The organism is Sulfitobacter sp. HI0027 (genome assembly GCF_001634775.1).
Taxonomy (GTDB): domain Bacteria; phylum Pseudomonadota; class Alphaproteobacteria; order Rhodobacterales; family Rhodobacteraceae; genus Sulfitobacter.
Map to the genome: position 1 here is coordinate 1 of NZ_LWER01000068.1, position 25,732 is coordinate 25,732.

Genomic DNA, 25,732 nt, shown 5'->3' on the forward strand with positions numbered 1-25,732 from the left:
CACATGCCCGCCCGTGACTTCGGCCATGGCCGCAATCGCGTCGAGTGCGGCAGGCGTGCGCAGGGTCACTTCCAACGCGGGCAGCCCCCCGGCGACCAGCGCCTCAGCCAATGGCCGGGCCTGTGCGACGTCTTCGATCACCAGAACAGGCACGATTGGGGCGAGCGCGCAGATGTCGCGGGTGCGACGGCTGGCGTCTTTTGCAGTAAGGGTCATGGATCAGCCTCCAAAAATGGTTGCGCCGGTGGTAGCAGAACCGACTGTGTCGCGGAACATAGCGAACAACTCGCGCCCCGTCCCGGCATGGTAAGCAGAAAGATCAGCGGTGACGTTGGGACGGGCATCGAACCCTTCGGCCAGCACGTCAAGCGTCCCTGCAACTGCGTCAACCCGCAGCATATCGCCATCCTGCACCCGCGCAATGGGGCCGCCATCGACCGCTTCGGGGCTGACGTGGATCGCTGCGGGCACCTTGCCCGATGCCCCCGACATGCGCCCATCAGTAACCAAAGCCACTTTCTGCCCGCGCCCTTGAAGGATCGACAGAAGCGGCGTCAGGCTGTGCAACTCAGGCATGCCATTGGCCTTTGGCCCTTGGAAACGGACGACAACGATCACATCGTCGGTCAACTCGCCCGCTTTAAACGCTGCCTTCACCTCATTCTGATCCGCAAAGACCCGCGCGGGGGCTTCGATGATGTGGTGTTCGGGCGCGACGGCAGAGACTTTCATGCAAGCGGTGCCAAGCGATCCGGCCATGCGGCGCAGCCCGCCGGTGGGCTGGAAGGGATCGCTGGCGGGGCGAAGGATCTTCTCGTTCAGGCTTTCGCCCGCGCCCTTTTCCCAAACCAAACCATCGGCCTTTAGCTTTGGCTCGGAGGTGTAATGCTCCAACCCCTGCCCGGCGACGGTATGGGTGTCGGGGTGCAGATGACCGGACTTCAGCAATTCACCGATCATATAGCCAAGACCACCCGCCGCGTGGAAATGGTTCACATCGGCCAGACCGTTGGGATAGACCCGCGCCAGCAGCGGCGTGATGTCGGAGATGTCCGAGAAATCCTCCCAATCCAAAATGATCCCCCCGGCCCGCGCCATGGCGATAAGGTGGATCAGCAGATTGGTCGACCCGCCCGTGGCATTGAGCCCGACGATCCCATTCACGAACGCTTTTTCATCAAGGATCGAAGCCACGGGCGTGTAGTCATTGCCCAGAGCGCTCAGCGCCAGTGCCCGTTTCGCCCCCTCTTGGGTCAGCGCATCACGCAGCATTCCGTTCGGCGGCACGAAACTCGCCCCCGGCAGGTGCAGCCCCATGAACTCCATCAGCATCTGGTTGGTGTTGGCGGTGCCATAGAAGGTGCAGGTGCCCGGCCCGTGATAGGCGGCCATCTCGGCAGCCATAAGCGCATCGCGCCCCACCTCTCCAGCCGCAAACTGCTGGCGCACCTTGGCTTTTTCGTCATTCGACAGCCCGCTCTCCATCGGCCCGGCGGGCAGGAAGACGGCAGGCAGATGCCCAAAGGCCTGCGCCGCGATCACCAGCCCCGGCACGATCTTGTCGCAGACCCCAAGGTAGACGGCGGCGTCAAAGGTGTTGTGGCTGAGTGCCACCGACGCCGCCAAAGCAATCACATCGCGTGAGAAAAGCGACAGCTCCATCCCCGCCTCGCCTTGGGTCACCCCGTCGCACATGGCAGGCACACCGCCCGCCACCTGCGCGGTGCCGCCCGCCGCACGTACCGCGTCGCGGATCAGTTCGGGGTAACGCTCAAACGGCTGATGCGCCGAGAGCATGTCGTTATAGGTCGTCACGATCCCGAGGTTGCCTGCGCTGGTGGTCGCCAGCCGGTCCTTGTCTGCGCCAGAGGCGGCATAGGCATGGGCTTGCCCACTACAGGACAGATGCGCGCGGGCCGGCCCCTTGGCGCGGGCGGCTTCCATTCGGTCGAGGTAGGGCCGCCGGGTCGCCTCACTGCGGGCGATAATACGGTCGGTGACGCGGTCAATCGTGGAATGCAGGGTCATTGGTCGTCCTTTCGTGTGATCTCGCGCCAGCGGCGGCCGTCGCGGTGCATCAGCATCAGCGCCTCTTCGGGGCCTGAGCTGCCGGGGTCATAGGGGTACGGGGGTTGCCGGGTCTCTTCCCAGCCGTGAATGATCGGATCGGCCCAAGCCCAGGCGGCTTCGACCTCGTCCCCGCGCATGAACAGGGTCTGATCGCCACGGATCACATCCATGATCAGCCGTTCATAGGCGTCTTGCGGAGTGGCCTGTTCGCCCAAGGCGTCGGCAAAGGTCATATCCAGCGACACTTCGGCCAGACGCATGCCACCGGGGCCGGGGTCTTTGATCGTGTTGCGCAGGGTGATGCCTTCGTCAGGCTGCAGGCGGATGATCAGGGCGTTGCCCTTATGGCCCTCCATCGCCGGGAAGATCATATGCGGCGGGTCGCGGAAGATCACCGCGATCTCGGAGCTACGCCCGCGCAGCTTTTTGCCCGTGCGCAGATAGAAGGGCGTGCCCGCCCACCGCCAATTGGCGATTTTGACCTTCATGGCGATGAAGCTTTCGGTGCGGCTGTCGGGGTCGCCCGCATGATCGCGGTAGCTGCCCTCGCCCTGCGCGGCGCGGTATTGGCCGCGGGCGATGTCCTTCTGCGCCACAGGCTCCAGCGCCTCGATCACCTTAACCTTTTCATCACGCACCGCGTTGGGGTCAAAACGCGAGGGCGGCTCCATCGCCGTCAGGCACAAAAGCTGCATCAGGTGGTTCTGCACCATGTCGCGCATGGCACCCGATTTATCGTAGTACTCCCCCCGCCCTTCGACGCCGAGGCTCTCGGAAACCGTAATCTGCACATGGTCGATATGGGTGGAATTCCACAGCGGCTCCCATAGCGCATTGGCGAAACGCAGCGCCATGAGGGTCTGCACCGTCTCTTTGCCGAGGTAATGGTCGATCCGGTAAATTTGGCTCTCATCGAAATTGGCGCGCAGATCGGCGTTCAGCGCCTGCGCGGTTGCCAGATCATGGCCAAAGGGCTTTTCAACGACGATGCGGCTGTCGCGGGTGGCGATGCCGTGATCATGCAGCTTGCCGCCGATCGTCCCGAACAGCGACGGCGAGACCGAGAGATAGAAGGCCCGCACGACATCGTCGCGCATCAGGTCTTTGAGGTCCGCCCAGCCCGCATCGCCCGAGGCATCCACACGCATGTAGTGCACCATGGCAAGGAACCGCTCCAAGGCGGCGCTCTCTTGCGCCAGCTTCGGGGCAAACTCCAAAAGGCTGTCGCGGATCATCTTGCGGAAACCGTCGGCATCAAGCTCGGAGCGGGCCGCACCGACGATCCGTGCGCCTTCGGGCATCTGGCCGACGGTGAAACGGTGGAATAGACCGGGCAGGATCTTGCGCCGGGCAAGATCGCCGGTCGCACCGAAAATGACGAGGTCGAAAGGGTCAACGGGGATTACGCGCGATACCATGGGGTCAGCCCTCCTGCCTGCGTTGGTGCGCGGCGGCACCATGTTTTCGATTGCTCAAAGCCATCGCCATCCCTCCTGCGCCCTCCTCAGGGCGGCCACTGGTAGCGCTAACATATCTGAGCGAAAAAGATAGGCGGTTCTTCAACATTTCATATTTCCTCTACCCAAGGCGCGTTCGCCCCGGCGCGCGAGACGGTCACGGCGGCGACGCGCGCGCCATAGGCCAGCGCCTCGGTCAACACTTCGGGCGAAAGGGTGGCGAGCGCGGATTTATGGAGCTGACCCAGCTCAGACATCTTTGCCAAAACGCCTGCGTTGAAGGTATCGCCCGCGCCGACCGTATCGACGATTTCGGCTTTCACGGCAGGGACTTGCACCTCTTCACCATTGGCCAGATAGCCCGTTGCCCCCTCGCCTCCACGTGTCAGGATTACAACCGACGGCCCCTTGGCCAACAACTCGGCCACCTTATCGCGCAGCGACAGGGGCGCGGGGTTGATCCAGTTCAGATCCTCATCCGATACCTTCACGATGTCCGACAGCGCCAGCATCCGGTCGAGCCTTTGACGATAACGCTCGATATCCTTGATGAAACCGGGGCGAATGTTGGGGTCGATCATCACCGCACGGCCTTCGGCGTTGCGCGCCAGCAGGTCTGCATAGGCATCCGCGCCCGGCTCGCAAGCCAAACTGATCCCGCCGAAATACAGCGCCGAGACCTCAGCCGAGAGCGCAGGCATATCCCCCGGCGTGATCATGCGCCCGGCCGAATTTTCGTCATAGAAATCATAGGTTGCATGGCCACCGACCAGCCGAACAAAGGCCAGCGTCGTCGGACGGTCGGACACCACCAGATGCGAGACATCCACATGGCTGGCCTTCAGCCCATCGACCAACTGCCGCCCGAACATGTCAGACGACAGGCCCGACAGCATCCCCACCTGCGCCCCGAGCCGCCCCAAGGCGATGGCCGTGTTAAAGACCGCCCCGCCCGCATGGGGCACAAAGCCGTCGGGGCCTGCGGTGGTTGGGGTTGGGATCATATCGATCAGGGCTTCTCCGCAGCAAAGGATCATCTGTCAGCCTTTCAAAAATGCGTCGCGGTCGACGAGGAAACGGTCAGAAAGCGGCAGGCTTGCCGCGCCAAGCGCGCGGGCGTCGCTGCCGACGGTCCCTTCGCGCAGGTCAGGAAGGGTAACGCCCGGCATGGGCTGGGCGGCAAGATAGCGGCGGGTGCGTGCCACCACATCCGCGCGAATTGTCTCAGGAAATGATCCATCGATCATCACCGTGTCAAAATCGATCAAGCATGTTGCGGCGCGGACCGCCTGCGCCAGCGCCTCGGCAGTACTGTCGAGCCATGGGTCCAGAATGCCGGCGGAAAGTTCCCAAGCTGCCAGATCACTCCATGGGGCGCGGCGGGTCTCTCCGGCCTCCTGCAACGCCGCCTCCAAGACCGCCAAAGATGCCACATCGACCAATTGCCCAGCCGCGCCCCGCGTCAACGGCATGGAGCCGAGCGCCCCCGCATTGCCGCTTTTGCCGGTGTAGAGCTTGCTATCCAGCACCAGCCCACCGCCCACGAAATAGCCGATGTAGAAATACAGAAAATCGCGCGGCTTGTCCTGCGCGCCAAAAACCAGTTCGGCCCCGCAAGCGGCGGAAGTGTCATTGCAAATGGAGATCGGCAGATCGACCACCTCCGCCAAAGCGGCTTCGATATCAAAGTCCTGCCACAAGCTCAGATCGCCGCCCGCAACCTCCCATTCCCACATGCCAAACGGCAGGGCGACGCCCAGTCCCGCCACCCGCGCCTGCTGGTCGGCGGTCAAAGAGGCGAGCGTATCTTGCAAAGCGCGCCGCGCGAATTCCATTACCGCAGCGGGGGTGGGATGGGCATAGACCTCGCTGCTGCGGCGCGTCACCTGGCCTTCGAAGTCAGTCAGGATCAACGCGACACTGCGCCGGCCAACCTTTAGCCCCAGAAAGAAGGCCCCCTCCGCGTTCAGGCTGATCGGCACCGAAGGCTGCCCCACCCGGCCCCGCACCCGCGCGCCTTTTTTCAGCAGTCCATCCGCTTCGAGGGCGCGCATAATGACGGATACAGTCTGCGCCGACAGGCCGGTGAGCCGGGCAATCTCAGCCTTGGACGTAGGGCCGCTGCGCCGGATAAGCGACAGGACGAGCCGTTCGTTATAGGCCCGCATCCCGCTCTGGTTCGAGCCGCGCGCGGTCCGGTCGGCGAATGTCTGTAGCTGCTGCAAACTGGCCTCCCCTCCGGTTCATGCGGCGTCTCGAAGGACAAATCCCAAATGGGAGGGGGTGAGTCAACGATTAAATAAATCTAATTTACTTATTGGCAGCAAAGAGCGCCTGCCCTTGTGGCAAGCGGCCCATTTTCGCGCTTAACCGGCCACCGTGATGCCGATCTTCCCCATGTGGAATTTCTCAAGAAAGGCTTCCTGCGCCTGCTTAAGGTCTCGCAGCGCATAGCTTTCCGCAACGACAGGCCGGATTTCTCCGCGTTCGATATACCCCACAAGGTCGGCAAAAACGCTCGGTTCCTGCCGCGTGCTGCCCATGAGGGTCAGATCTTTGAGGTAGAGCGTGCGCAGGTCCAACTCGACGATCGGCCCGGCAATCGCGCCCGAGGTCACATAGCGCCCGCACGTCACCAGCGCATCAAGCAGCTTGGGCCAACGCGCCCCGCCAACAAGGTCGAGCACCACATCAAAGGCATCCTCCGGCAGCGCCGCATCCCGGTCGAGCGTCTCATCCGCGCCGAGCGCCTTCAGCGCCTCCATCTTGCCGGGGCTGGTCACCGCCGTCACATGCGCCCCGCGCCGTTTGGCCAGTTGCACCGCAGCCGAGCCGACGCCGCCAGAGGCGCCGGTGATCAACACACGCTCCGCCCCCAATGCCGCGCGCTGGATCATCCCTTCGGCAGTCGAAAAGGCGCATGGAAAAGAAGCGAGCTCAACGTCCGTGAGTGCGCTGTCGATCCGCAGCGCATTGCTGGCCTCGGCGGTGGCATATTCAGCAAAACCGCCATCCCGTTCCGATCCGAAGGTGACCAGATCATCCGGCCCCGCCCCCGCAGGGCTATACATGGGCCGGATCAGAACTCGCTCGCCAATCCGCCCCTCATCGATCCCCTCACCCACGGCCACGATCTCTCCGCAGCAATCGGCGCCTTGGATGCGCGGAAAGCTCAAGGCGCCGGACCAGCCGCCATCGGCGTCCGAGGCGCCGTCGTAGCCCTCGCTCGCCGCCGACCCGGTGTCGCCTCGCACCGCTTTGGAATACCAGCCCGTGCGCGTGTTCACATCCGTGTTGTTCACCGCCGCCGCGCCGACGCGGACCAAAACCTCTCCGCCTGCGGGCTTTGGCACCGCAACGTCTTCGCGCCACTCCAGTTTGTCCAAACCGCCGTGGCCGGTCAGCAGCATGGCTTTCATCGTCTCTGGTAGGGTCATCGCTTCGGCTCCTTCGGGTGTAGAATGATTACTCTACTTGCGTAGGTAGAGGGAGCCCTCTACATCGTCAAGCATGACAGATACCCAAAGCAAAATCGCCGCCGGGCTTGAGCGTGCCTTTGCCGCCCGCGGCTTCGCCGAACCCAGCGTCGAAGACCTGCGCGATGCGGCGGGGGTAAGCCTGCGCACCCTTTATAAATACACCCCTTCCCGCGCTGAAATGGTGCTGGCGGCATTGGAAAATCGCCAACAGCGGTACCTCGCGCTGGTCTTCGATGACCTACCGCAGGCACCCACCGACGCGCTGGAGGCGATCTTGGCGCGTGTCGGGCAGTGGATGGAAACCGAAACCTCTCACGGCTGCCTGTTCCATGCCGCCGTCGCCGCCGACCCCGGCAGCGACATCCTGCGCGCCCTGCTAACGCGGCACAAGGCCGAGGTGGCGGCCAAGGCCGCCGCGGCCACCAATCTGGCGGGGGCCGAGACGGCGCTATTGCTCATCATCGAAGGGCTCACGCAGACTTGGCCGCTTCGGGGGGCGGAGGCCGTAACCGCCGCGCAGCGTTTGGCGCGCGCGATGGCCGAAGATATGCTAAGGACGCTCGCATGATGCAGAGCCACCGCTGGGGCGTGATTGCCATCCTTTTCGCCGCCGTAGTCTGGGGCACCACCGGCACCGCCGCCACCTTTGCCCCCGACGTGAGCGCCGCTGCCATTGGTGCTGCGGCCATGGGTCTGGGCGGGATCGCGCAGGCCCTTTGGGCCGGGCGGGGCATCCTGAACCAGCGTGCGCGGCTCTGGCAGCAGCGCCGTCTGCTGGTCATCGGCGCAGTGGCGGTGGCGGTCTATCCGCTGGCCTTTTACGGCGCGATGCGGCTGGCGGGGGTGACGGTGGGCACGGTCATCACCATCGGCTCTGCGCCGCTGATTTCGGCGCTGATCGAATACGTGCTGGATGGCCGACGCCTCACCCTGCGCTGGTCTCTCGGCGCGGCGGTGGGGCTGATCGGCATGGGGCTGATCTGTTTGGCCGAAAACGCCGCCCATGGGGAGACGCTGCGCGCGCCATCGGTTCCCTTGGGCGTCTTGCTGGGCCTGATCGGGGGCTTCACCTACGCGCTTTATTCGTGGAGCGCGCGCAAGATGATGCTGCAAGGCACCGGCTCTACCGTGGCCATGGGAGCGACCTTCGGGCTGGGTGGGCTGCTGCTGATGCCGGTGCTGCTGGTCTCGGGCGGGGCGTTTCTGGCATCATGGAGCAACGCTGCCGTGGGGCTTTATATGGCCGCCGTGCCGATGTTTCTGGGCTATGTCGCCTTTGGCTACGGCCTTGCCCGGGTGGAGGCGAGCACGGCGACTGTGATCACCCTTTTCGAACCGGTCGTCGCAGCGGTGCTTGCTGTTTTAATCGTGGGCGAACGCCTGCCTCCTCTTGGCTGGATTGGTGTGGCGCTGGTGATCGGCTGTCTTGCCATCATCACCCTGCCCTTGCCGTCACGGCTGCGTCGCGCCGCGCCCGCACCGCCGCCGGGTGTCACTTAAAAGGATGCCTACAACTGGTCCGGCGGGGTTTCCCCTCGGAAAAAGTGATCAAGGTTATCAAGCGCCTTGGACCCCATCGCATCGCGGGTCGCCACGGTGGCACTGCCTACATGCGGCATCATCATCACGTTGTCATGCGCGGCAAAGGCCGGGTTGCCGCCCGGCTCAGTCACGAAACAATCCAGCCCCGCCGCACCGACATGGCCCGAGGTGAGCGCGTCGAGCAGCGCCGCCTCATCCACCAGATTGCCGCGCGCGGTGTTGACGATCACGCAGCCCTTGGGCAGACGCGCCAGCCGCGCTGCGTTCAAAAGACCCACGGTTTCGGGTGTGGCCGGGCAGTGCAGCGTTAGGAAGTCCGACACTGCCAGCAGGTCATCCAACTCGGCGTGATAGGTCGCGCCCGCCTCCTCCTCCGGGTTCAGAGGGCGGCGGTTGTGGTAATGAATCTCCATATCCAGCCCGCGCGCCTTGCGGGCAAAGGCGCGGCCCACGCCGCCCATACCGATGATCCCGAGCCGCGCACCGGAGAGCTGTTTGCCGACCAGCATCGCGGGCGACCACGACTGCCACTGCCCGCTGCGCACAAGCTGGTCCCCCGCCACCGCATGCCGCGCAGCCCCCAGCATCAGCATCAGCGCCAGTTCCGCCGTGGCATCCGATAGAACGCCGGGCGTGTTCGTCACGACAATTCCCCGCGCCTTGAGGCTGGGCAGGTCGCAGTGATCCACCCCGACGGAGTGGTTGGCGATGATCTTGAGCCGGGGGTCAAGCTGGGCCACCACATCTGCGCTGAAATGCTCGGAGTGACAGGGGATCATGCCATCGACCCGCGCGCTCATCGCGATGATGTTTTCGGCACTGCCGGGTTCGTCGGCGGGATCCCAGATCACCTCATAATCACGGCACGCCCGTTCAAGCGTGGCGTCCGAAAGCTGTCGGGTGATCCAGATGACGGGTTTGGCCATGGATCAGTCCCGATCCTTCCGACTGGAGGTGAAGAAATCATAGGCCACGAAGGCCAGCGTCACCGCGACGATTATGATCAGATCAATGCTGGGCACCTCAACAGCAAGGATCAGCAAAAAGACCGCAATCGCGGCAAATGCGAAAAGAGCAAGTAAACGGTTCATGTTTCAATCCTCATTGGGTCGCGCCATCGGCCCAGTCGAAAAGCCATTGTGCGCTGCGCATCAGGCGCCCGTCTTGACCGTGACCGCCGACCAGTTGCACGCCCATCGGCAGACCGTCTTCCGATGTCATCAAAGGCACGTTCACACAGGGGCTGCCGCAGAGCGTCCACAGACCGTTGAAAATCGGATCGCCGGTTGTCTCCAGCCCGCGCGGTGCGGGGCCGGTGGCGGAGGGACACAAAAGCACGTCACAGCGGGTCAGCAATTCTTCCAGCGCGGCGGTCAGCACTTTGGGCAGGTCGCGGGCCGATTGGTAATCGCGGGCCAGCACCTTGTTGCCCGCCTCCATCGCCTCGCGCGTCGCGGGTGACAGCAGGTCGGCCCCATCGCGCAGATAGGGGTAATAGTGATAGGCCATCTCGGCAAAGTTGATGCGTTTGCGCGCCTCTGCCGCCCCGTCGAAGACCGACGGCAGGGGCAGCTCAAACGCCTGATCGCCAAGCGCTGCGACCAATTCTTCGAAAGCCGCGTGAAGCTGCGGATCGGCATCCTCCCACCCCGGCGGGCGAACGAAACCAAAGACCGGCGGGATCGGCGGCGCGGTGGTGGTCTGCGTCAAAAGCGCGGGCGTGGGGGCAAGGATGGTGGCGCTGTCTTCGGGATCATGGCCAAATAGCACCTCGGCCAGCAGCGCCGCACCGGCGGGATCGCTGGCAAAGACGCCGATGGTGTCGAGCGAGGGTGACTGCGTCAGCACCCCCCGGCGCGGGATCGCGCCGAAGGTCGGTTTGAACCCGGTGACCCCACAATAGGACGCAGGCCGGATCACCGAGCCGCCCGTCTGCGTGCCGATGGCCAGCGGCACCATGCCATCCGCCACAGCCGCCGCCGAACCTTGGGACGAGCCGCCGGGGCTATGTGCCGGATTATGCGGATTGGAGGTCTTGCCCGGATGCATGAAGGCAAGCTCGGTCGTGACCGTCTTGCCCATGATGATCGCGCCCTCGGCCTTGAGCCGCTCCACAATGAAAGCATCGCGCAGCGGCACGCGCCCCTTGTCTTGGGCCGCGCCGTTCTCAGTCGGGATGCTGCGGGTGTCGATCACGTCTTTCAGCCCCACTGGCAGCCCGTGCAACCGCCCAAGCGGTCGGCCCGCCCGACGATAACTGTCGAGCGTCCGGGCCTGCGCGCGGGCGAACTCGGGATCGAACCACGCCCAAGCGCCCACGACTTCCTCGCGCGCTTCGATCCGCGCGATGTAGCTTTCGACCAGCGCCAGCGCGTCCAGCGCGCCGCTCGCCAAGCGGTCCCGCAGTTCGGTCACGCCAAGTGCTGCCGCTGCGGTCATCCTTGGCTCAGCGCCCATAGAACACCTCCGGCAGGTAGAAGACGATCTGCGGGAAGACATACATCAGCACCATCGACAGGATCACGCAGAAGAGGAACGGCATCACGCCCGCGAAAATCTGCGTCAGACGCAACTCGGGCGGGGCGATCCCCTTGAGGTAATAGGCCGACATGGCCATCGGTGGTGTTAAGAAACTGGTCTGTAGGTTCAGCGCCACGAGGATGCCGAAAAACAGCGGATCAATCTCGAACACCGCCAGCAGGGGCAAGAAGATCGGCACGAAGATAATAATGATCTCGGACCATTCCAGCGGCCAGCCGAGCAGGAAGATGATCAGCTGCGCGAGGATCAGGAACATGATTGGCGAGAGGTTCAGCGATTGGACGAACTCCGAAATTACATGCTCGCCGCCGAGGTAGGAAAACACCGCCGAGAAGGTGTAGGAACCGACGAAAAGCCAGCAGACCATCGCCGTGGTGCGCACCGTGAGGTAGACACTCTCGCGCATCCGTTGCCATGTCATCGCGCGGTAGATGAAGGCAAGGAAGATGCCGCCGAGCGCGCCGATCGACGCCGCCTCTGTCGGGGTTGCAAGGCCGAAAAGGATCGACCCCAGCACCGCGAAGATCAGGAAGGCGAGTGGCAGGAAGGACGTGGCGATCATTAACAAGAGCTTGCCCATCGGCATGTCCGGCACTTCATCCGCTGTGGGACGTGGGGCCGAAGACGGCTGCAGCAGCGACCGCCCGATGATGTAGACCAGATAGAGCCCGACCAGCGTCAGCCCCGGCAGCAGCGCCGCCGCGTAAAGCCGCACGATAGAGACGTTCGTCGCCGCCGCATAGACGATAAGCATGATCGAGGGCGGGATCAGAATGCCCAACGTGCCACCCGCACAGATGATGCCCGCCGCAAAGGACGGATCATAGCGCGCCTTGAGCATGGCGGGCAGCGCAAGCAGGCCCATCAGCGTCACCACAGCACCAACGATCCCAGTGGCCGTGGCAAAAAGCGCGCAGGTGATCAGCGCCGCGACCCCCATGGAACCGGGGATGTTCTTCGACGCGATGTTGAGCGTGGTGAACAGCCGGTCGACGATGTTCGACCGCTCCACGATGTAGCCCATGAACAGGAACAGCGGCACCGCGGTCAGCACTTCGTTCGACATCACCGTAAAGGTCTGGTTCACGAAAAGGTCGAATATTCGGTTGTTGAAAAACCCCTCGAACCAGGTCGACCATTGCTCCCACTGGCCGGCCCCCTCATCCAGCCGGTCAAAGCCACGCCACATCCGGCGGGCGTCAAAATAGGCGTAGTAGCCAAAGCCGATGCCCATCGCCATCAGCGTGAAAGCAATCGGGAAACCCAGAAAGACGAAGACGATGAAGAGCCCAAGCATCATCAGGGCAATTTGCGGATCGGTCATGTGATATGGTCTTTCTCGGCCTTGTTGGCTTCGCGCATCATGAGGTCTTCGGTTTCAAAGACATCTTCCTCTGCTTCGAGCCAGTAATTTGAGCGGATTGCGATAAGGCAGCGGCAAACCTGTGCAATGCCTTGGATAAACAGCAGTATTCCGGCCGCTACGATGACCGCCTTGAATTGGTAGATCGGCACGCCCGCCGGGCTGTTGACCGAAACTTCGCCGTATGACCAAGATCGGGCGGCGTATTTCCACCCCGCAAGGATCAGCGCCGTGACCCCGGGAAAAAAGAAGATGATGTAGAGCACGAGGTCGATCATGCCTTGGGTGCGCGGCTGGAACAGCCGGTAGAGGAAGTCCCCCCGCACATGGCCGCCCCGCGACAGCGTATAGGCCCCGCCCATCATAAAGAGCGTGCCATACATGATGAAGGACACGTCCAGCGCCCAAGCGGTGGGATTGTTCAGCACATAGCGCACAAAAACTTCGTAGCCCGTGCCGATAGACATCAGCAAAATGAGCCAAGCGAAAGCCTTGCCGAACCATGCGGAAAGGTTATCGGCGAACCGAATGAAAGATATCATGATGTCCCCAATGTCTCGTAGAGCCCCCGGCGCATGGTGGCGCCGGGGGCCTCATTACTTGCGGGTATGCGTGATCACATTTTGATCTTGCCGGGGAAGTAATGCTCATAAGCAAGACCGTAATCCGGCGAGTTCATCAACTCGTAATAGGCAACGCGGTCGACCCATTCGCGTTGGCTGTCGAGGGTCTTTTTCATGAAGGGATCGGATTCCAACTCGGGGATCAGTTCATCCCATGCCTTAAGCTGCGCATCCAAGATATCTTTGGAGGTGCGCCGCACGGTCACGCCAGCCTCGTTCTGCAAGAACTGAAGGTCCGCCGAATAGCGGTCCATCGCCTTGGCCGTGTTCGCGGTCGAAACCGCTTCCACAGCGTATTTGAGGATCGCTTGAAGATCAGGGTCTAGGTCTTCGAGGAACATCTTGGAGAACAGGAACTCAAAGCTCTCAGACGCTTGGTGATAGGACGACAGATAGTAGTTCTTGGCAACGTCCTGTGCACCGAAATCCTTGTCCGACGACGGATTGTTGAACTCAAAGGCGTCGATCACGCCCCGCTCCATCGCGGGTACGATTTCACCGCCCGGCAACTGTGCAACAGACATGCCCAGCTTGGCCATCAGATCGGCGGCCAGACCCACGGTGCGGTATTTGAAGCCTTGCAGGTCATCGACCGTATTGACCTCTTCTTTGAACCAACCAAAGGGCTGCGCGAACATCGGGAAGCCCATATAGCCCACAACGTCGAGGCCCATGATATCTTGGGTCAGCTCGTTATAAAGCTCCTGACCGCCGCCCTGGTAGAACCACGACAGCATGGTGGTGGCAGAGCCGCCAAAAACCGGCCCTGTGCCAAAGAGCGATGCGGCTTTGTTCTTGCCGTACCAATAGACGGGCACCGAATGCGCCGCGTCGATCAGACCGTCGTTCACGGCATCAAGCACCTGAAACGCCGCCACGACCGCGCCCGCAGGCAGCACGTCGACCTTGAGACGCCCTCCCGACATCTCCTCCACCCGTGTCGCGTAATCGCGGGCAAAGTCTTGCCAGATGTTGGCGTCATTCCACGACGTCTGCATCTTGATGACGATCGGCGCTTGGGCCAACACCGCCGGTGCGGCCAGCATGCTCCCGGTAGCCGCCCCCCCAGCAAGTGCGGACTTCGTCAGGAACGAACGTCGATTGAACTTTTTAGTCTCAGTCATGTTTCCTCCTCCCAGAGTGGCCGCCCCTTTGCTTACTTGAAATACGCTATTGGTCGGGCGACCCGAGATCAGAGACTAACCGAATGATCTCATTTGGCAAGAATTGTCCGCTGACGGCTCATCAACTGCAACTTTATTGTGCAACTGACACACGAAACGACACTCTGCGCCGAGACAGAGTGTGCCTGATTTCGCAGGGTTTGGCGGGGCTATTACATGCCCCGCCCCACCTCACACGGCCCAGTGAAAACCGGTTTCTTCCTCGGACCGCTGCCAGAGTTTGACCATCGTGGCTTTGTCGTAGGCATAGGGTTCCAGCGATCCGCGCCCGACCGGGCCGACCATCTCCATTCGGCCTGTGGGCCCGTAAAGCGCGCGCTGCGCCAGCCCGTCTTCGGTGGCGCACATGACCTCTGGATAGGCGCCGCGCTCCGCCGTTTGAACGATCGGCAGTTTCGACATGAGCCACCACGTGAACCGTGTCATCAGGCCACCGCTGGTGCTGATCAAAGAGGTGGCCGAGGCACCGGGGTGGCAGACATAGACCTCAACGTTCTTTCCCGCCTGCGTGACGCGGTCCTGCAATTCATAGGCAAACATCATCTGCGCCAGCTTGCTCTGACTATAGGCGGAGTTGGCGCGGTAGTTCTTGTCCCAATTCATGTCGTCGAACTGGATGGTGCGCAGGCCCATCTTGTAGCCAAGGCTCGCCACCACCACGATCCGGCCCGCGGTCTCTTCGATCCGGTCGAACAACAACCCGCAGAGCAGGAAGTGGCCATAGTGATTGGTGCCCAACTGGCTTTCATGTCCCGCCTTGGTCAACTGGCGGCTTGGCACCTGCGCAATGGCGGCGTTGCAGATCAGCGCGTCGATCCGGGGAACATCGCTCAGAACCTCTGCCGCAGCGCTGCGCACCGTGTCCAGATCGGCCAAATCCATCCGAATAAAGCTAACCTGCGCCGCCGCGCCATATTCGTCTTTCAGCTTTGCCACGGCCTCCGCCGACCGCTCTGCACTGCGGTTCAGCATCACGACCGCGGCACCTTTGCTCAGCAAGGTCCGCGCTGCCTGAAAACCGGCCCCCGCATTGGCCCCGGTGATCACAAAGGTCTTCCCCTCCAGCCTGCCAATCCGCTCAGGGGTCCAGCCGTGCGCGCCGAAAGTCTTGTCTGCCATGGTCTTGCTCCTTACCGTTAAAGAGGCATCGCGCCCCGTTGACCTTGCAGATAACTCTCACCACCCGATGGAAACAGGCCAGATCGTCGCGATTACTTGCCTGATCCTCTCACTCCTATTGCTTTAATCAAACATGCGGCCCTAGGTTGGCACCATGAGCAAACAGCAAATCCGACATATCATCGAACAGCACAGCCAGCGCGACGGCTTGACCGAGACCGGCATCAAGGGCGTTCAGCTTTTTCAAGCGACCAGCGCGATCCCCTGTGTGCCAGCGGTCTATGAGCCCTGTGCCATCGCCATCGTCAGCGGCGCCAAGGAGGCCGTTTTGGACGGCAAGCGCTATGTCTATGACGACAGCCGCTATATGTGCTGCCCGATGTCGATGCCGGTCAAAGCGGGCACGCCAAGCGCGTCACCCCAAACCCCGCTTTATGGCGTCTTGATCGCCCTTGATGCGCGTTTGATGGCCGAACTATCGCTGGAAATGGAAAGCGCGGGAAACCTCATCCCCCCTGCCCCCGGCGACCTGCGGGCGGAGGGCATCAAGCTTGCCGCATGGGATGATGCCTTCTCTGACGCGCTGCTGCGTCTGTTGCAATTGGGTCAGAGCGAGACCGACCGCGCCGTGCTCTCCGATGCGCGCCTGCGTGAGCTTTACTATGCTATTCTCAAAGGGGAGGCAGGGGACTTTGCGCGGCGCGCCTTTGGGGCGGGCAATGCCGTTGCACGGGCGATTTCGCATGTCGCTGCCCATTTGGACGCGCCCATCTCTATCGACGATATGGCCCAACGCGCCGGGATGAGCCGCGCGGTATTTCACCGCAAGTTCAAAAAGGTAACGACGATGTCGCCGATTCAATTCGTCAAATCCATGCGGCTGAACAATGCCGCCATGAAAATCGCAGGCGGGACCACGGTCAGCGAGGCGGCGGTGGGTGTGGGCTATGTTAGCGCCTCGCAATTCAGCCGGGAATTCAAGCGCATGTATGGCCAATCCCCCCGCGAATGGAGCGACGCGCAGCAGGTGGCCGCCGGGCTGGCGTAGAGAGAACCGACCGCCCCCCTCTGGGGCCTTGATCCCTCTCTAAGGTGTCAGCCGACAGAACAGACCCGCCGCCAGCTTGGCCCGCTCGGTCAGGCTGTCGATATAGATATGCTCTTGCAACGTATGCAGCCCCTTGCCGCGGACGCCGATGGAATCCAGCGTCGGCAGGCCCAGAAAACCGGTAAAGTTGCCGTCCGATCCGCCCCCGGCAGAGCTTCCGGTGATCTCGATCCCCAGTTCGCCCCCGATGTCTTGGGCAAGTTTCAGCATGGCCATCGTGCCGGGCTGGTCGGGCTCCCAAACCGGGCGGGTGACACCGCGGCGGATTTCCATGATCACGTCGCCCTCGTCCGAGTTCAGCGCCATCATCTTTTCCACCCCGGCGTCGAGTTGTTCTTGCGTTTTGGCCATGCTCAGCACTTCGGCATCGCAGACCGAGGACACGCAGTTGACCCATTGGCCCGCGTGAAAGACCCCAAGCGAAAAGGTGCAGTCCTCGGTCGTCATGCCTTCGATCGTGCCCACGGCCTTTGCCATCTCCGCGATGGCCGAGCGGCCTTCGGACAGCGCCCAGCCCGCGTGACTGGGGCGGCCCCGCGTCTGAAGATTGAACCGCGCGATGGCATAGCGCCCGATCACCGCGCCGCCGTCGGGGCGCGCGGGTTCGGGGACGAGGATGTATCTGTGGCGCTTGGCCTCTTCTTCAATCAGCCGACGGGTGGCGGGGGTGCCGATTTCCTCATCAGGGGTGAACAGCATAGTCACCGGCAGCGGCGTCTCAATCCCGGCGGCCAGCAGTTTGCGCAGCGCATCAAGATAGACGTAATTGCCGCCCTTCATGTCCATCAGGCCGGGCCCATAACAAATCTCGCCTTCGCGTTTGTAGGGCAGTTTGGCCAATGTGCCGATGGGGTGAACCGTGTCCATATGGCCCAGAAGCAGAATGCCCCCCTCGCCCGCCTTCGGATGAGGCATCTCCGCCCGCAGGCTGTCGCCCAGCCCCATCGGGCTTGGGATACGCTCGGTCCGCGCGCCCAAGATCGCCAGTTCGTGCTGCACCACATCCATCATGCGGTTCACCGCCGCCCCGTCGAATGTGGGGCTTTCGGTTTCGATCCAAGGGCGCAGCCCGGTGAGCATCTCGTCGGTATCAAAGGGCAAATCGAGCGGGTTGGTCATATTCAGACTCCTTTTCTCCGCCGCGCGACAGCAGGGCGAATGGCTTAAATTAAGCGGTTGAGTGCAATGGCTTAGCTGCCGACCTTCGGCAGGCGCGTCTCAACGATCCGCGCATAGATCGAGGCACCGATGGGCAGAATGGCGTCATCCAGTACGAAACCGGGGTTGTGCAACGGCACGCTGCCCGCATGACCCACCCGGCAATAGGCGCCCGGCACGACTTTCAGCATATCGGCAAAATCCTCCGACCCGCTGGCCTGTTCGGTCGAGACATGGGCGTTCTCGCCGCCCACCACGCTGGCGGCTGCTTCGACATAAGCGGTGGTGAGTTCCGGATCGTTCATTAACACGTCAAAGACGTTGCGGATATCAACTGCGATCTCGATCCCATAAGCACTGGCCATGCCTGCGCAAAGTTCGCGCATCCGCGCCTCGGCCATTTCGATCACGTCTTCATGGAAATAACGGATCGTGCCCGCGATGGTGGCGGTGTCGGGCACCACGTTATAGGCCGAACCTGCGTTGAATTTAGTAACCGACAGCACGATCGGCTTGGTCGGCGGGGTGTTGCGGCTGACCACGGATTGCAATTGCTGCACCAGCGCTGTGCCGATAACGATGGGGTCACGCGATTGATGCGGCATCGCCGCGTGGCTGCCGGTGCCTTTGACGGTGATGTCAAAGAAGGCCGCCCCGGCCATCGCCGCGCCGGGGGTGACATTGACCACACCCGGCTCCGAGTTTGGATCGTTGTGCATCCCATAGATCTCGTCACAGGGGAACTTCTCGAACAGCCCTTCCTCCAGCATCCGGCGCGCGCCGCCCAAGCCCTCTTCGGCGGGTTGAAAGATCAGCACCACGGTGCCGTCGAAATCCCGTGTCTCCGCCAAATAGCGCGCGGCCCCCAAGAGCATGGTGGTATGGCCATCGTGGCCGCAGGCATGCATCCGCCCGGGGTTGGTCGAAGTGTAGGGCACGCCGGAATCCTCCACAATCGGGAGGGCGTCCATATCCGCACGCAACCCCACACGGCGGTTGCCGCCGCCCGCGCCCTTAATGAAGCCCACAACCCCGGTGCCACCCAGCCCCTCGTGCACCTCATCCACGCCGTAGGCGCGCAGCTTTTCGGCCACGATGCCCGCGGTACGGACCTCTTCGAACCCCAATTCGGGATGGGCGTGGAAGTCTTGGCGGATGGCGGTGAGATCGGCGGCGAAGGCTTCGATCTTGGGAAGGACGGTCATGCGGTGGCTCCTGTCGTCATGGTAGCGCTGCCGAGCGCGCGATAGTTGGCAAAATCCCAATGGCGGCCGGGCGCCGCTTCGATCAGGTTGCGGGTGTAGTTGTGGTGCGGATTGGCCAACACATCGCCCGCGGGGCCATATTCAACGACTTGCCCGCGCTGCATGACCAACACCTCATCACAAATCTGCGCCGCGACGCGCAGATCGTGGGTGATGAACAGCATGGCCACGCCGAACTTCTCTTGGATATCATCCAAAAGGTCGAGCACCTGTGCCTGCACACTCACATCAAGGGCCGAGACGGCCTCATCCGCGACCAGCAGATCGGGCTTCATCGCCACCGCCCGCGCGATGGCGATACGCTGACGCTGCCCGCCCGAAAACTGATGCGGATAGCGATCCAGCGCATCGCGCGGCAGGTCCACCAGTTCCATAAGCTCAGCCGCATGGCGCATCGCTTCGGCACGCGGGGTGCCAAAATTGATCGGCCCTTCGCAAAGACTGCGCGCCACGGTCCAGCGCGGGTTGAGCGAGCGGTAGGGATCCTGAAACACGATTTGCAGATGTTTGCGGTGGTCGCGCAGTTGGCGGCGCGAGAGTTTGGCAATCTCGGTCCCCGCGACATTCACGCTGCCCGCAGTCGGATCAATCAGCCGCATGATGGCCCGTGCCACGGTGGATTTGCCAGAGCCGGATTCCCCCACGATGCCCAGCGTCCGCCCCGGCTTGATGGTAAAGCTGACATCCTGCGCGGCCTTCACGCCCTCGCTGCGGCGCAGGAAACCGCCGCCGCCATAGGTCATATCGAGCCCGGCGACACGCACCACCTCGCTCTGCGCTGCCGCCGCCCTTGCGGGCCGCGGGGTGAGGTTGGGCACGGCGGTCAGCAGGGTGCGGGTATATTCCTTTTCCGGCTTGGTGAGCAGCTTTTCAATCGGCGCGCGTTCGACGATCTTGCCTTGCTGCATCACCGTCACGGTATCCGCGATCTCGGCCACCACGCCCATGTCATGGGTGATGAAGAGCACGGCGGTGCCGTGGCGTTCTTGCATCTCGGCGATGAGCTTGAGGATCTGCAACTGTGTGGTCACGTCCAGCGCCGTTGTCGGCTCATCCGCGATCAGCAGATCAGGGTCGAGGATCAGCGCCATGGCGATCATGATGCGCTGGCGCTGCCCCCCGGAGAGCTGGTGCGGGAAGGCCGAGAAAATGCGGTTCACATCCGGCAAATGCACCTGATCCATCATGTCGAGCGTGCGTTTCTTGGCCTCGGACTGGCTGAGATCACTGTGCATGTTGAGCACTTCCATGATCTGCTCGCCCACCCGCAGCACCGGGTTCAGCGCGGTCATCGGCTCTTGGAAAATCATCGCGATGCGCCGCGCACGCAACTGGCGCATCTGGGCGTGGCTGGCGCTGGTGATCTCGAAATCATCCAGCGTGATGCTGCCGCCCTGTACCTCTAGGGCCGATTTCGGCAGCAGCCCCATGGCCGCGAGCGAGGTCACGGATTTGCCCGAACCGGATTCACCCACCAAGCAATGCGTTTCGCCCGCCCGGATCGTCAGGTCGATGCCGTCAATCACCGGTTTGGCCTGTGGACGCCCGCTCAACCCAATGCGCAGATCGCGCACTTTGAGCACCTCACGCGCCTCCGAGAAGTCTTTGTTCTTGAACTGCATCTCTCAGCCCTCCCGTTTCTTCATGCGCGGATCGAGCAGATCGCGTGCGGTGTCGCCCAACAGGTTGATCGACAGGATGCAGAGCGACAGCAGCAGACCCGGCCAAAAGATCAGCCCCGGCTTGATCTGAAAGTAGGTCCGCCCCTCGGCCATGATGTTGCCCCATGTGGGGATCTCGGTGCTGACGCCCGCGCCAAGGAAGCTCAGGATCGCCTCGATCAGGATCGCCGAGGCACAGATATAGGTGCCCTGCACGATCAGCGGTGCCATGGTGTTGGGCATCAGGTGCTGGATCAGGATTTTGGGCATGGAGGAGCCAAGCGCGATGGCCGCCTCGACATAGGGTTCCTCGCGCGCTGAGAGCACGACAGAGCGGACCAGCCGCACCACGCGCGGCACCTCTGGCACGGTGATCGCGATGATCACCGACCCAAGGCTCGGCCCATTCAGCGCCACCAAGGCAATTGCCAGCAGGATCGCAGGGATCGCCATCAGGCTGTCCATGATCCGCATGATGATGCTGTCGGCCATCCGAAAGAACCCAGCCACAAGGCCGATGGCCAAGCCGATGGCGACGCTGACCAGCGCCGCGCCGACGCCAATGAGCAGCGATACGCGCCCGCCCACCATCACGCGGGAGAATGTGTCCCGCCCGTAAGGGTCGGTGCCCAGCAGAAACTCCTCGGACGGTGGTTTGAGCCGCGCGGCTGAGTTCATCGCCAGCGGATCATAGGGCACGTAGAGCGGTGCCAAAATGGAAGCCAGCACGATGGTTACAAGGGTCAGTGCCGCCAGCATGGGGCCGATACCGACCCTTGCGCCCGCAGGCAGGGAAAGCAGTCCGGTCAGCACCTGAAAGGCGCTGTGACGGGATTGGGGTTGCTCGATCATGTCAGTACCGGATCCTTGGGTCGAAGAATGAATAGGAGACGTCAACCAAGAGGTTCACGAAGACATAGATGCCCGCGGTCAGCAGGATCATTGCCTGAATGACGGGGTAGTCGCGCGCGAGGATCGCATCGACCGTCAGACGCCCGATGCCGGGGATGTTAAAGACGCTTTCCGTTACCACCACGCCCGAGATCAGCAGCGCGAAACCGGTGCCGATGATGGTCAGGATCGGCACCGCGGCATTGCGCAGCGCATGGCGAAACAGCACGACATTCTCGCGCACGCCCTTGGCCCGCGCGGTGCGGATGTAGTCCTCACCCAAAACTTCGAGCATGGAGGCCCGCGTCATCCGCGCGATGAGCGCGACATAGATCGTGGCCAGCGTCAGCGACGGCAGAATGGCCCGCGAGAAGAACGGCCCAATGCCGTCCGACGGGGCCTTGTAGCCCTGCACCGGCACCCAACGCAGTTCAATCGCGAAGATCTGGATCAGGATATAGCCGATCACGAAGACCGGCACCGAAAAGCCCAGCACCGAGAAGGACATCACCAGAAAGTCGACCCATGTCCGGTGACGCCATGCGGCAATCACCCCCATCGGCACCGCCAGCAGGACAGAGATCGTGATGGTCATCAGCGCGATGTTAATGGTTGGCCCCAGCCGGTCGCCCAACATTCCTGCAACGGAGGTGTTTGACAGCAGCGACACGCCCAAATCCCCACGTACCAATTGGCCTATCCACGTAAAGAACTGCGTCAGCAGCGGATCATTCAGACCTAGACGATCGCGAATGCGCTCAAGTTGCGCGGGGGTGGCGGCGTCGCCAGCGAGGATCGCGGCGGGGTCACCGGGGGTTAGACGCAGCAGCAAGAACACGAAGACGGCGACGATTAGCATCACCGGGATCGTGGCCAGCACGCGCTTCAGGATATAGACGAGCATGTTCCGGAGAGTCCCTTTCGGCGGAAGGAAAGCAGGCCGCGCAGGTCAAGCTGCGCGTGGAATTAATGAGAGGTGAAGAGCGCGGCGGGCGCGCTCTCCGAGGGCTGGATTACTCCGCCTCTTTGGTCATGTTCCAAAACACCGGCACGGGCGATGGCAGCATGTTCTGGATCGTGTTGCGGCGCGCCTGCGGGATCAGATATTCGCCCATCATGATGTAGTTGACGTTATCCATGACGTGTTTCTGGATCTCGACAGCCACTTCTTTTTGCGCCTCGGGCCCTTCGGCTTTCATGAACTTGGCGCGCAGCTCTTCGATCTCGGGGTCATCGGGCCAGCCGAACCATGCCTCGTCACCACGGCCACTGACCATCACGTTGGTCAGCGGGTCCGAAATCTCGGGCACCATCCAGTTGGTGAAGAACATGTTCCAGCCGCCTTCAGAGACTGGGCTTTGCTGGGCACGGCGCTGCACGACCGATTGCCAGTCCATCGACTGCATGTCGACTTCGAAACCGGCTTCGCGCAGGGCTTGAGCGGCCACGACCGGCTGGTTGATCAAGCTGATCACATCCGTCGGCGCCATCAACACGATCGGCGTGCCGTCATAGCCCGCTTCTTCGAGCAGCGCCTTGGCCTTTTCAGGGTCCGCGCCACCGGTCACGATCTCTGCATCTGCTTCGTCGCCCAAGGGTGTCGAACAGCCAAAGATCGCGCCGCAGACGTTATAATAGGCCGGGTCGCCTTGCATCGTTTGCAGCATCGACTCCTGATCCAACGCCGCCATGGCCGCCTGACGGACCAACTTGTTGTCAAAGGGTGGGTGCAGGTGGTTGGGCCGACCGATAGTCACATAGCCAAGATCATCGCGGGTCTCGACGGTGACCTCGGGGCTGCTTTCGAGGATCGGCAGCAGGTCGATCTGTACCTGTTCAAGGTAGTCGATCTCACCCGCCGAGATTGCGTTGATCGCGGTCAGCGCGTCGGGCATCGTGGTCCAGACCACACGGTCGACATTGACCACCTTGCCGCCCGCCATCCACGAGGCTTCCTCGTCCCGTGGGACGTAGTCGTCGAACTTCTCATAGGTGACATTCACGCCGGGCTCGTATTCGTCTTGGTTAAAGACGAAAGGACCGGAGCCGATGTATTCCGTGATCGTCTCATCCGCCGAGGTTTCGGCCACGCGCTTGGGCATGATGAAAGGCGGCACCGCGGATTGTTTGGAGATCACCGACAAGAGCGGTCCGAAAGGCTCTGTCAGGGTCCAAACGACGGTCTTCTCGTCGCTGGCCTCAAGGCTTTCGGTCACGTCAAAGATCAGCTGGCCACCGCCATCACGTTTGCCCCAGCGTTTGAGAGAGGCCACGACATCTTCGCCGGTGACCGGCGCATCGTCATGGAACATCAGCCCATCGCGCAGGGTGAAAGTATAGACCAACCCGTCTTCGGAGACTTCCCAGCTGGCCATCTGCGGCTGCGGCTCAAAGTTCTCGTCCACGGCGGTCAGCACGTCATAGATCATATAGCCGTGGTTGCGGGTGATATGCGCGGTGGTGATGACCGGATCAAGAACCCGCAGGCCCGAGTGCATGACCGCCGTGATGGTCGTTTCGCCATCCTGCGCCGCCAGTGAGCCGGGCGCCAAAAGCGCCGTGGTGGCGGCGAAGGCGGCGGCAAGTCCGCGCGACTGTTTCAGTGCGGATCGTAGAGGTATCATGTGGTTTTCCCTTGTTGAGTGATCTTTTGATTTTTTATTGGGCCATGGCAGTTTTGCCGCCATGATCAGGTGGTGCAGAAGGTGCACCGTCGGCCCCGAACCGGGGACCATCTGGGGACAGCCGAAGCCCAGCGCGCAGACGCGTGAAGGGCAAGTCGGCAGGATTGAGGGGCATCGGCCCCGGCGCGCAGGCGACAAGGATGTCGCGCGCGATGGGGGCAAAGTCTGCCCGGAAATGGGTGGAGCTTTTGACCACCAGCAGGCCCATCTCTTCGGGTGGGATGCCGACAAAGCGAAACATCTCGCGGTCGGCCATCTGGGCAATGCGGCTGGTCACGACGACATGAACCCCGCCGATGCGCAGACAGGCGGAAGGGCCGAGGTTCAGCGCCGTGCCGCCGTAATAGGGGCCCGTTGCGCGCAGCGTCCCGTCAGACAGATGCACCACGGTGGCCGTCGTCTGAAACGGCGCGTCGTCCGTCACGCTGGCATGGCCGCCAAGGGCGACGTTAACTTTGGCCCCGACCCCGGCCAGATGGGCCGCTTCGGCGGCGGCGGGGTCGACGATCAAACCGATGGCTGCATTCTGCGCCTCTGCCTTGATTAAGGCGCGCAACATGCCGGTGGTTGCTGAAACGCCCCCCGCGCCGGGATTGTCTTGTGTGTCGGCGATGACGACAGGCCCCCGGCCCGGCCCGGCGGCGCGTGAGAGCGCCTCTGCCACCGCTGCGTCGGGGTCATAGGCTTCGTTCTTTAGAAAAGCGGGCGCTGCCGCTTCATAGGACGCCGCAAGCTTGTCGGCGGCGGCATCTGCGTCGGCCTGAGTTTCGCCATAGGCCACGGCCACTGGGCCACAGTCCGGTATATCCGCGGCTGGAAAGCCCATGAACAGGCTGGCCGATAGCGCCCCGGCAGCCTCGCAGGCAGCAACACCTTCATAGATCTCGCGCCCCGGCGACATTTCGGTCGATTGGAACGGGATCGGCACCAGATATGACATCTGGCGAAAGGCCTTGGCCGGGCGCAGGCCTGTGGTCATGATCCGGTCAAGATGGCGTGCCGCGGCGGCGCCGGTTTCGGCCATATCCACATGCGGATAGGTGCGAAAACCGACCAGCACATCGACATTCGAAACAAAATCTTCAGAGATATTGCCATGAAGATCAAGCGCCGTGGCGATGGGCAAATCCGGCCCGACGACCTCGCGCAGACGGCGGAGCAGCTCCCCTTCCCCGTCGTCGAGATGTTCAGCCACCATGGCGCCGTGCAGGTCCAAAAAGACCCCGTCGAGCGGCCCGGCATTTCGGATGCCTTCGATGATCTCACCGGCGATCGTCTCATAGGCGTCGCGGCTCACATGGGCTGAGGGGATTGCCCCTGCCCAGAGGATCGGAACGATATCCCAACCTTGAGCCCGTCCAACCCGCAGCGCGCCCGCCATGCCAAGATTGACCTCTTGGAAAGCGGGCAACATCGCCGCGCCGCGCACCATGGGGACATAGCCGCCGCCGCGTTGGAAAGCCTCCATATCCGCTGGATTGGGGGCGAATGTGTTCGTCTCGTGCAGAAAGCCCGCAACAGCAACGCGCATTCCAGAACCACTTCCCAAACCTGTCTCCTTCGCCTTACCAGCCCCTTTATTTGCGG

Annotated in this window: 22 protein-coding genes and 1 pseudogene; 3 read left to right on the forward strand and 20 right to left on the reverse strand. The window is 62.5% G+C overall.

The annotated features are described in order from the left end of the window. From A3722_RS04030 to A3722_RS04055, 6 genes and pseudogenes are all read right to left on the reverse strand, one after another. A pseudogene (locus A3722_RS04030) lies at window positions 1-216 on the reverse strand (keto-deoxy-phosphogluconate aldolase); the annotation flags it as partial. A gap of 3 nt (window positions 217-219) precedes the next feature. After that, the gene (edd, locus tag A3722_RS04035; RefSeq protein WP_067915926.1) at window positions 220-2,028 is read right to left on the reverse strand and encodes a phosphogluconate dehydratase; all 1,809 of its coding nucleotides are present in this window, start codon (window positions 2,026-2,028) and stop codon (window positions 220-222) included. Beyond that, window positions 2,025-3,488, reverse strand: a complete 1,464-nt coding sequence (gene zwf, locus A3722_RS04040; protein ID WP_067627024.1) for a glucose-6-phosphate dehydrogenase — start codon at window positions 3,486-3,488, stop codon at window positions 2,025-2,027. The genes edd and zwf overlap by 4 nt, the downstream gene beginning before the upstream one ends. Before the next feature lie 149 nt (window positions 3,489-3,637). Then, window positions 3,638-4,564 carry a carbohydrate kinase family protein gene (locus tag A3722_RS04045; protein ID WP_067627022.1) on the reverse strand — a complete coding sequence of 309 codons (927 nt, stop codon included), beginning with the start codon at window positions 4,562-4,564 and terminating at the stop codon, window positions 3,638-3,640. A gap of 3 nt (window positions 4,565-4,567) precedes the next feature. Continuing rightward, window positions 4,568-5,695, reverse strand: a complete 1,128-nt coding sequence (locus tag A3722_RS04050) for an ROK family transcriptional regulator (protein ID WP_082849349.1) — start codon at window positions 5,693-5,695, stop codon at window positions 4,568-4,570. A gap of 198 nt (window positions 5,696-5,893) precedes the next feature. After that, window positions 5,894-6,964 (reverse strand): alcohol dehydrogenase family protein, encoded by a 1,071-nt coding sequence (locus tag A3722_RS04055; protein ID WP_067625078.1) that lies wholly within the window; start codon window positions 6,962-6,964, stop codon window positions 5,894-5,896. Window positions 6,965-7,037: 73 nt separating this feature from the next. Between A3722_RS04055 and A3722_RS04060 the strand changes: the two genes are divergently transcribed. After that, window positions 7,038-7,574, forward strand: a complete 537-nt coding sequence (locus A3722_RS04060; protein WP_067625081.1) for a TetR/AcrR family transcriptional regulator — start codon at window positions 7,038-7,040, stop codon at window positions 7,572-7,574. Further along, a complete protein-coding gene (locus A3722_RS04065; RefSeq protein ID WP_067625084.1) occupies window positions 7,571-8,506 on the forward strand; it encodes a DMT family transporter in 936 nt (311 codons plus the stop codon). The genes A3722_RS04060 and A3722_RS04065 overlap by 4 nt, the downstream gene beginning before the upstream one ends. 8 nt (window positions 8,507-8,514) lie before the next feature. Here A3722_RS04065 and A3722_RS04070 read toward each other — a convergent pair whose 3' ends face one another. The 7 genes from A3722_RS04070 to A3722_RS04095 all read right to left on the reverse strand — a co-directional run bounded on the left by A3722_RS04070 (window position 8,515) and on the right by A3722_RS04095 (window position 15,378). Further along, window positions 8,515-9,474 carry a 2-hydroxyacid dehydrogenase gene (locus A3722_RS04070; RefSeq protein ID WP_067625087.1) on the reverse strand — a complete coding sequence of 320 codons (960 nt, stop codon included), beginning with the start codon at window positions 9,472-9,474 and terminating at the stop codon, window positions 8,515-8,517. Window positions 9,475-9,477: 3 nt separating this feature from the next. Continuing rightward, window positions 9,478-9,639 (reverse strand): hypothetical protein, encoded by a 162-nt coding sequence (locus A3722_RS24500; protein ID WP_162931793.1) that lies wholly within the window; start codon window positions 9,637-9,639, stop codon window positions 9,478-9,480. A 10-nt stretch (window positions 9,640-9,649) separates the two neighbouring features. Continuing rightward, window positions 9,650-11,005 (reverse strand): amidase, encoded by a 1,356-nt coding sequence (locus A3722_RS04075; protein ID WP_236627340.1) that lies wholly within the window; start codon window positions 11,003-11,005, stop codon window positions 9,650-9,652. Continuing rightward, window positions 10,995-12,413 (reverse strand): TRAP transporter large permease, encoded by a 1,419-nt coding sequence (locus tag A3722_RS04080; RefSeq protein ID WP_067625090.1) that lies wholly within the window; start codon window positions 12,411-12,413, stop codon window positions 10,995-10,997. Before A3722_RS04080 ends, A3722_RS04075 begins: the two co-directional genes overlap by 11 nt. Continuing rightward, window positions 12,410-12,994 carry a TRAP transporter small permease subunit gene (locus A3722_RS04085; protein ID WP_067625093.1) on the reverse strand — a complete coding sequence of 195 codons (585 nt, stop codon included), beginning with the start codon at window positions 12,992-12,994 and terminating at the stop codon, window positions 12,410-12,412. The genes A3722_RS04080 and A3722_RS04085 overlap by 4 nt, the downstream gene beginning before the upstream one ends. Before the next feature lie 74 nt (window positions 12,995-13,068). Next, window positions 13,069-14,199, reverse strand: a complete 1,131-nt coding sequence (locus tag A3722_RS04090; protein ID WP_067625096.1) for a TRAP transporter substrate-binding protein — start codon at window positions 14,197-14,199, stop codon at window positions 13,069-13,071. Window positions 14,200-14,430: 231 nt separating this feature from the next. Then, entirely contained in the window at window positions 14,431-15,378 is a 948-nt protein-coding gene (locus A3722_RS04095; protein ID WP_067625098.1) for an SDR family oxidoreductase, read from the reverse strand. A 154-nt stretch (window positions 15,379-15,532) separates the two neighbouring features. On the opposite strand from A3722_RS04095, the gene A3722_RS04100 reads away from it, so the two are divergent. Continuing rightward, complete coding sequence (locus A3722_RS04100; protein WP_067625101.1) at window positions 15,533-16,426, forward strand: AraC family transcriptional regulator; 894 nt, start codon at window positions 15,533-15,535, stop codon at window positions 16,424-16,426. Between the two features lie 39 nt (window positions 16,427-16,465). Here A3722_RS04100 and A3722_RS04105 read toward each other — a convergent pair whose 3' ends face one another. From A3722_RS04105 to A3722_RS04135, 7 genes are all read right to left on the reverse strand, one after another. Next, window positions 16,466-17,605 carry a M20/M25/M40 family metallo-hydrolase gene (locus A3722_RS04105; protein WP_067625104.1) on the reverse strand — a complete coding sequence of 380 codons (1,140 nt, stop codon included), beginning with the start codon at window positions 17,603-17,605 and terminating at the stop codon, window positions 16,466-16,468. A gap of 71 nt (window positions 17,606-17,676) precedes the next feature. After that, complete coding sequence (locus tag A3722_RS04110; RefSeq protein WP_067625107.1) at window positions 17,677-18,849, reverse strand: M20 aminoacylase family protein; 1,173 nt, start codon at window positions 18,847-18,849, stop codon at window positions 17,677-17,679. After that, window positions 18,846-20,531, reverse strand: coding sequence for an ABC transporter ATP-binding protein (locus A3722_RS04115; RefSeq protein ID WP_067625110.1), 1,686 nt, complete (start codon window positions 20,529-20,531; stop codon window positions 18,846-18,848). Before A3722_RS04115 ends, A3722_RS04110 begins: the two co-directional genes overlap by 4 nt. 3 nt (window positions 20,532-20,534) lie before the next feature. Continuing rightward, a complete protein-coding gene (locus A3722_RS04120) occupies window positions 20,535-21,422 on the reverse strand; it encodes an ABC transporter permease (RefSeq protein ID WP_067625113.1) in 888 nt (295 codons plus the stop codon). Between the two features lies 1 nt (window position 21,423). After that, a complete protein-coding gene (locus tag A3722_RS04125; protein WP_067625115.1) occupies window positions 21,424-22,365 on the reverse strand; it encodes an ABC transporter permease in 942 nt (313 codons plus the stop codon). A 109-nt stretch (window positions 22,366-22,474) separates the two neighbouring features. Continuing rightward, window positions 22,475-24,085 (reverse strand): ABC transporter substrate-binding protein, encoded by a 1,611-nt coding sequence (locus tag A3722_RS04130; protein ID WP_067625118.1) that lies wholly within the window; start codon window positions 24,083-24,085, stop codon window positions 22,475-22,477. A gap of 34 nt (window positions 24,086-24,119) precedes the next feature. Continuing rightward, a complete protein-coding gene (locus A3722_RS04135; RefSeq protein WP_067625120.1) occupies window positions 24,120-25,676 on the reverse strand; it encodes a M81 family metallopeptidase in 1,557 nt (518 codons plus the stop codon). Between the last annotated feature and the right edge of the window lie 56 nt (window positions 25,677-25,732).

Excerpts from the sequence above, each read along its gene's own strand:
- edd (WP_067915926.1), bottom strand. The coding sequence starts at position 2,028 with ATGACCCTGCATTCCACGATTGACCGCGTCACCGACCGTATTATCGCC.
- zwf (WP_067627024.1), bottom strand. The coding sequence starts at position 3,488 with ATGGTATCGCGCGTAATCCCCGTTGACCCTTTCGACCTCGTCATTTTC.
- A3722_RS04045 (WP_067627022.1), bottom strand. The coding sequence starts at position 4,564 with ATGATCCTTTGCTGCGGAGAAGCCCTGATCGATATGATCCCAACCCCA.
- A3722_RS04050 (WP_082849349.1), bottom strand. The coding sequence starts at position 5,695 with ATGCGGGCCTATAACGAACGGCTCGTCCTGTCGCTTATCCGGCGCAGC.
- A3722_RS04055 (WP_067625078.1), bottom strand. The coding sequence starts at position 6,964 with ATGACCCTACCAGAGACGATGAAAGCCATGCTGCTGACCGGCCACGGC.
- A3722_RS04060 (WP_067625081.1), top strand. The coding sequence starts at position 7,038 with ATGACAGATACCCAAAGCAAAATCGCCGCCGGGCTTGAGCGTGCCTTT.
- A3722_RS04065 (WP_067625084.1), top strand. The coding sequence starts at position 7,571 with ATGATGCAGAGCCACCGCTGGGGCGTGATTGCCATCCTTTTCGCCGCC.
- A3722_RS04070 (WP_067625087.1), bottom strand. The coding sequence starts at position 9,474 with ATGGCCAAACCCGTCATCTGGATCACCCGACAGCTTTCGGACGCCACG.
- A3722_RS24500 (WP_162931793.1), bottom strand. The coding sequence starts at position 9,639 with ATGAACCGTTTACTTGCTCTTTTCGCATTTGCCGCGATTGCGGTCTTT.
- A3722_RS04075 (WP_236627340.1), bottom strand. The coding sequence starts at position 11,005 with ATGGGCGCTGAGCCAAGGATGACCGCAGCGGCAGCACTTGGCGTGACC.
- A3722_RS04080 (WP_067625090.1), bottom strand. The coding sequence starts at position 12,413 with ATGACCGATCCGCAAATTGCCCTGATGATGCTTGGGCTCTTCATCGTC.
- A3722_RS04085 (WP_067625093.1), bottom strand. The coding sequence starts at position 12,994 with ATGATATCTTTCATTCGGTTCGCCGATAACCTTTCCGCATGGTTCGGC.
- A3722_RS04090 (WP_067625096.1), bottom strand. The coding sequence starts at position 14,199 with ATGACTGAGACTAAAAAGTTCAATCGACGTTCGTTCCTGACGAAGTCC.
- A3722_RS04095 (WP_067625098.1), bottom strand. The coding sequence starts at position 15,378 with ATGGCAGACAAGACTTTCGGCGCGCACGGCTGGACCCCTGAGCGGATT.
- A3722_RS04100 (WP_067625101.1), top strand. The coding sequence starts at position 15,533 with ATGAGCAAACAGCAAATCCGACATATCATCGAACAGCACAGCCAGCGC.
- A3722_RS04105 (WP_067625104.1), bottom strand. The coding sequence starts at position 17,605 with ATGACCAACCCGCTCGATTTGCCCTTTGATACCGACGAGATGCTCACC.
- A3722_RS04110 (WP_067625107.1), bottom strand. The coding sequence starts at position 18,849 with ATGACCGTCCTTCCCAAGATCGAAGCCTTCGCCGCCGATCTCACCGCC.
- A3722_RS04115 (WP_067625110.1), bottom strand. The coding sequence starts at position 20,531 with ATGCAGTTCAAGAACAAAGACTTCTCGGAGGCGCGTGAGGTGCTCAAA.
- A3722_RS04120 (WP_067625113.1), bottom strand. The coding sequence starts at position 21,422 with ATGATCGAGCAACCCCAATCCCGTCACAGCGCCTTTCAGGTGCTGACC.
- A3722_RS04125 (WP_067625115.1), bottom strand. The coding sequence starts at position 22,365 with ATGCTCGTCTATATCCTGAAGCGCGTGCTGGCCACGATCCCGGTGATG.
- A3722_RS04130 (WP_067625118.1), bottom strand. The coding sequence starts at position 24,085 with ATGATACCTCTACGATCCGCACTGAAACAGTCGCGCGGACTTGCCGCC.
- A3722_RS04135 (WP_067625120.1), bottom strand. The coding sequence starts at position 25,676 with ATGCGCGTTGCTGTTGCGGGCTTTCTGCACGAGACGAACACATTCGCC.